The 5,460-nt window shown below is 40.9% G+C and carries 5 protein-coding genes; all 5 read left to right on the forward strand.

The genetic code is table 11. The annotated features are described in order from the left end of the window. Window positions 1-255 precede the first annotated feature (255 nt). The 5 genes from IEW67_RS17330 (at window position 256) to IEW67_RS17345 (ending at window position 5,352) form a co-directional block, all read left to right on the forward strand. Window positions 256-579: an ArsR/SmtB family transcription factor gene (locus tag IEW67_RS17330; RefSeq protein WP_188634333.1), complete on the forward strand. Its 324-nt coding sequence runs from the start codon at window positions 256-258 to the stop codon at window positions 577-579. An 11-nt stretch (window positions 580-590) separates the two neighbouring features. After that, window positions 591-3,077, forward strand: coding sequence for a heavy metal translocating P-type ATPase (locus IEW67_RS17335; protein WP_188634334.1), 2,487 nt, complete (start codon window positions 591-593; stop codon window positions 3,075-3,077). Between the two features lie 41 nt (window positions 3,078-3,118). Continuing rightward, window positions 3,119-4,054, forward strand: a complete 936-nt coding sequence (locus tag IEW67_RS17340; protein ID WP_229671933.1) for a hypothetical protein — start codon at window positions 3,119-3,121, stop codon at window positions 4,052-4,054. 157 nt (window positions 4,055-4,211) lie between these two features. Further along, entirely contained in the window at window positions 4,212-4,343 is a 132-nt protein-coding gene (locus IEW67_RS18375) for a hypothetical protein (RefSeq protein WP_268238694.1), read from the forward strand. Between the two features lie 208 nt (window positions 4,344-4,551). After that, complete coding sequence (locus IEW67_RS17345; RefSeq protein ID WP_229671935.1) at window positions 4,552-5,352, forward strand: reverse transcriptase domain-containing protein; 801 nt, start codon at window positions 4,552-4,554, stop codon at window positions 5,350-5,352. Window positions 5,353-5,460 lie beyond the last annotated feature (108 nt).

A 5,460-nucleotide genomic window follows, 5' to 3' on the forward strand; every position in this document is an offset into this window, starting at 1 on the left:
AAATGTGTGGAGGGGAAATGTATCCAACGTATTATAATGGCGTACATGGACAGGAATATAAATTATCGGATTTTCTCTAACGAAGATAGAAAAAAGACCGGGCCGCCTTTTGCCCGGTTTTTCTAACTTTTTAGTATACCTTTTCTCCATTACAAGGGCTTCAGAGCTCGGTTTTTTGACACACATATTAGAAATGCGTAATATATATATTAACAAAACATATTAGGTGTTTCTAATATGATGGGGGTTAATAAAATGTTGAAAAACATGGATATGGATATGAAAGTAAAGTTTTTACATGGGTTTGCGCATAAAATAAGACTTCAAATTTTAGAGTGTATCAAAAACGAAGAAAAAACGGTATCACAAATCGTTGACGCTATAGAGGGCAATCAATCGAACATTTCACAGCATCTAGCGTGTTTAAAAGGCTGTGGTATTATAGCGGGTCGGCAGGAAGGAAAATACGTTTATTATGGATTGCGCAATAATCAGGTGCGTGATTTATTGACAATGTTTGATGTTGTGCTTGAAGACGTTGAAAGTGATGTTGCCACGTGTGAAAATCATATAACGTAGGGGGGAAGTCAATGTCGGAGAAATGCTGTGGATCAAATGAAAAAGGACGTCTAACGCGATCAGACAATCATGGAAGCTGTGACCATAAGAGTGATAAACCCGCTTCCTGTTGCAGTAACGGCAGTGTTGTTGCATTTCCAACTGCCAAAACAACACATGCCACATCTGATGAAAGTGAAAAGGCCGAATATCGCATACACGGGATGGATTGCCCTTCCTGCGCTGTGACCATAGAAAAGCGTTTGAACCGATTGGACGATATTCACGAGGTGAACGTGAATTATAATACAGCAAAACTGCACGTGTCAGGCAGCGGCGTCCTGTCCCCCGGCAATGTTGAAAACGAGATTCAAAAACTGGGCTACACGGCCGAACCGCTCAATCAGAATAAACATTACAGAACGTATGATGTTGTTGGTATGGATTGCGGAGGTTGTGCCAAAAGCATTGAAAACCATTTAAATACAATTTCATCAGTTAATGATATCAGTGTTCATTTTTCAACCGGAAAAATGAAAGTGGCGCATGAAAATAGTGTTGATGACATCATTTCCGAAGTATCCAAAATCGGTTATAAAGCGTCGCTGCTTACAGATGGCAAAAAACCTGCAGAAAAGACACATAACACGGAAGGGTATGGGTTGATTACCGCATCAGGTATACTCATTGTTCTTGGCTTTGTTGGCACGTACGCTGGGTTACCTGGCATAATATCCATTATGTTGTATGCGGCTGCCATCATTATCAGTGGCTATAAGCCTGTCAAAAGCGCTTATTTTGCTGTGAAAAGCCGCTCGCTGGATATGAATGTTCTGATGTCCGTTGCAGCAATTGGCGCTGCCTTGATTGGTGAATGGTTTGAAGGAGCAACCGTTGTCTGGTTATTTACACTCGGGAACAGCCTGCAAAACAGGTCAATCGAACAAACGCGGAATTCAATCAGTGATTTAATGGAATTAGCACCATCAGAAGCATGGATCAAAGCTGGTTCAGAATTAGTCAAAAAACCGGCGGAAGATGTTTCAGTCGGTGAGACAATTGTCATTAAACCGGGTGATCGTATTCCGTTGGATGGCAGGATCATTCAGGGGGAAACTAGTGTTAATCAGGCTCCCATAACAGGAGAGTCGATACCGGTCGACAAAATTAGTGGTGATACCGTTTATGCAGGAACGATTAATGAGAGTGGGTCGCTTGATGTTGAAGTTACGAAGCTGGTTGACGATACAACCATATCGAAAATCATTCATCTTGTTGAAGAAGCGCAGGAACAAAAAGCCCCTACTGAAGCTTTTATTGATAAATTCGCACGTGTCTACACACCTATCGTGTTCGGGTTAGCACTAGCTATCATTATTCTGCCACCGCTTTTTGGCTTTGGAGCTTGGGATGAATGGGTCTATAAAGGGCTGGCATTACTCGTTGTGGCTTGTCCCTGCGCATTGGTTATATCGACGCCTGTAGCGATTGTTTCTGCTATTGGAAATGCTGCGAGGAATGGTGTTTTAATCAAGGGTGGAACCTTTTTGGAAAAGGCAGGCGCTATCAAGTCAATAGCATTTGATAAAACAGGGACATTGACGGAAGGAAAACCAAACGTTTCCGAAATTGAAGCATTAACTGTCTCTGAAAATGAATTGCTATCTCTGGCCTTCACACTGGAAGATTACGCCACACATCCAATAGCACAAACGATTGTTGATTACGCAAAGGAACAGGGGATTCAGCCGAAACATGGTGAATGGTTTCAGAATATAACCGGCAAAGGGGTTCAGGCCACAATTGATGAGCACGTTCATTATGCCGGCAATCTGAAACTTTTTGAAGAAATGGATGTTCCGTTGGAAGACATTAGAACCAGGGTGGAAGACATGCAGCGGCGAGGAAAAACGGTCGTGATCGTCGGAACAGAACAAGCAATAATCGGGATTATCTCTGTGGCCGATACGATTCGTGAAACTGCCGTCGAAGCATTGAATGGCCTGAAGCACGTTGGTGTCAATCAACTGTCAATGCTGACAGGTGACAATGAAGGAACAGCAAAAATGATTTCAGAGCAAATGAATGTAAATCGCTATTTCGCTGAACTATTACCGGAAGATAAAGTAGAGGCCATTAAGACATTGCAAAGCGAAGGTCATAATGTTGCAATGGTTGGTGACGGAATCAATGATGCGCCTGCACTTGCTACATCTGATCTGGGTATTGCGATGGGCGGTGCAGGGACAGATACCGCAATGGAAACGGCTGATATTGTTCTTATGGCGGATAATCTGGAAAAACTCCCCTTTACCGTTCATTTAAGCAAGAAAGCACTGATGATTATCAAACAAAATATTTGGTTTGCGCTGGTCGTGAAATTCATTGCATTAGCTCTTATAATTCCAGGTTGGCTTACGCTTTGGATGGCCGTTCTAAGTGATACGGGAGCTGCTGTTATTGTTATTCTAAATGCGTTACGGCTTTTGAAGTTTAATTCAATGAATTCAGAAAACTGAAGAATAATAAAAATAAGTGGACATACACCTCTTTTAGGGAGGTGATTAATATCAAAAAAGTTGTTATTGGTCTTGTGTCAATCATAATCATTTTTGGGGCAGCTTTCGTATTTGCAATCAACTCAGAAGAATCGGCAAATGCTGAATCGGATGAGCAGATTGAAGATGAATTAGTAAAAAGTATGAACGAAACGAAACAAGAAAAAGCTAAAATAGAAGAGATATTTAGAAGAAGCTCAAACGAATTAAAGGACAAAGAATATGGCGAGGTAGGATTAAGTTACTCTCATAAAGAACGTATTTTAACCGCACAGGTTAAGGATAAGGGTTTTTTAGAGGCCAATAAAAGTAAGATTAGAAACATAATAACGGATACTGCAAAAGAGGTAGGATTTAAGGATTTTGATATAAAGTTCAGGATTTCGGAGAGTACCGTTACACGTAATAAAGAGGAAAAAAAGTTAAGGGAATCAATAGATAAGGTTTCAAATATTGTGTCAGATGTATTAGAAGATAAAGGACACAATTTGGGCTATTCAATATTGGTTGAACCGAAGAAGAAAATCATAATTGAAGGAACAGATAAAAATTTTGCAGGGAATGGTGAACTCGAAAAACGCATTACTAATGCCATTTTATCAAAAACGAATATGAAGTATACAGTTAAATTAAAGAAGAAAAGCGAACGTGAGATAAAGAATCAGGAATGGCACCCTATATTTGCTGCAATAAGAGAGGAAACAAATAAGAAATTCAACGAATATAGAGGGTTTGCTTCTTCGTTTCATCCTCAACCATTACAGATTATTATAAAGACAAAAATAAATAATAGTTGGTTCGGGAACTCAGATGAGAAGGTTAAGCAAATTGAATATTACGTGGATAAAATAATCGAATTAAAACGGGAAGAGTTATCTATCGAAGAAATTCCCTATGATATTATTATACGAGATAAAAACAACAAGAAAATAAATTAAGCAAATCTTGGTCTATATCTTAAAAAGGCGATACACAGTAGTCATGTCTCATGTGTATCGCCTTTATTGTGCGCCGGGCATGTGTTATGTCTAGGGAGTGAAAGTCTCCTACGGACTTGGTAGTAGGAACCGTTAGCCAAAGACAAGGGTGTCCATCGTGAGGTGGAATCTGAAGGAAGTTGGCGGCAAACTCTTGAGCCGAGGTACACGAACCATATCAGGCATAATTGGGACGGATAAGTCTGCAATACAAGATGAAGTCCAATACTACCCGAATTCCATTGTGTAAATGTGGCGGCTAAATGAGAGGAAAGAGATAACACTTACCCCGGGAGGTCTTACAAGGGTTCCCGACAAGAGAGATGGAATATCTCACAGGAACAAACGCGTCAGTGATGGCGGGTTGAATTGTAAGAAGTCAGCAGACGCCGTAGTAGTTCCATTAGGAACGAAGGGCTGAACAGTAGTAATCTTAGTGATTGATGGAGGTGAGGATATTGCAACGACCACAGAATACATCGGAAGATGACTGTTCGCAAAGAGATACGTTGGAAACGGAAGGGTATGCGGAAGTGTGCAGTAATATCCACACAGAAATGAATCGCCAGGATGGTACGAATTTAATTGACCAAGTAATCGATCATGATAATCTGTACATGGCGTATAAGCATGTGAGAGCTAACAAAGGAGCTCCAGGCATTGACGGAATCACCGTTGATGAGCTATACGGTCATATGCAGCAATATTACTCATCACTTCGCAGAAAAGTGAGAGATGGTTCCTATCAGCTGCAACCAGTAAGACGGGTGGAGATTAAGAAAGACGATGGGTCGAAACGAAAATTAGGGATTCCTTGTGTATTGGACCGTGTGGTGCAGCAAGCTATCTATCAGGTCATTGCACAGGAAATAAATCCTTACTTTTCAAAACATAGCTATGGGTTTCGACCAAACCGAAATGCTAAACAGGCAATCAAGAAAGCAGCCCACTATTACAAACAGGGATACCGTACTGTTGTAGACTGCGATTTGAAAAGCTACTTTGATACGATTCACCATCAAAAGCTGATGGAATACCTGAAGGTATTTATACAGGACAAAGTAGTACTTGAATTGATATGGAAATTTCTTAAAAGTGGTATTATGGAAGAAGGTATGGTTACAGCTTCAAGCGTCGGTGCTCCGCAGGGCGGGAACTTGTCACCAATCCTCAGTAACGTATATCTAAACGAATTAGATAAAGAATTGGAAAGACGTGGACATAAGTTCGTCCGCTACGCGGACGACTGCGCGAGCTGAAAGCTCCGCTATTTCTAGTGAGTTGAAACGTACTCACACCGAAAGTTTCCTATTCATTCGGTTAGCCTGGAATCATGCGTTACTGGGTAACTGGTAGCGTAGAAGCAG

This window comes from Lentibacillus kapialis, assembly GCF_014646635.1.
GTDB lineage: Bacteria > Bacillota > Bacilli > Bacillales > Amphibacillaceae > Lentibacillus > Lentibacillus kapialis.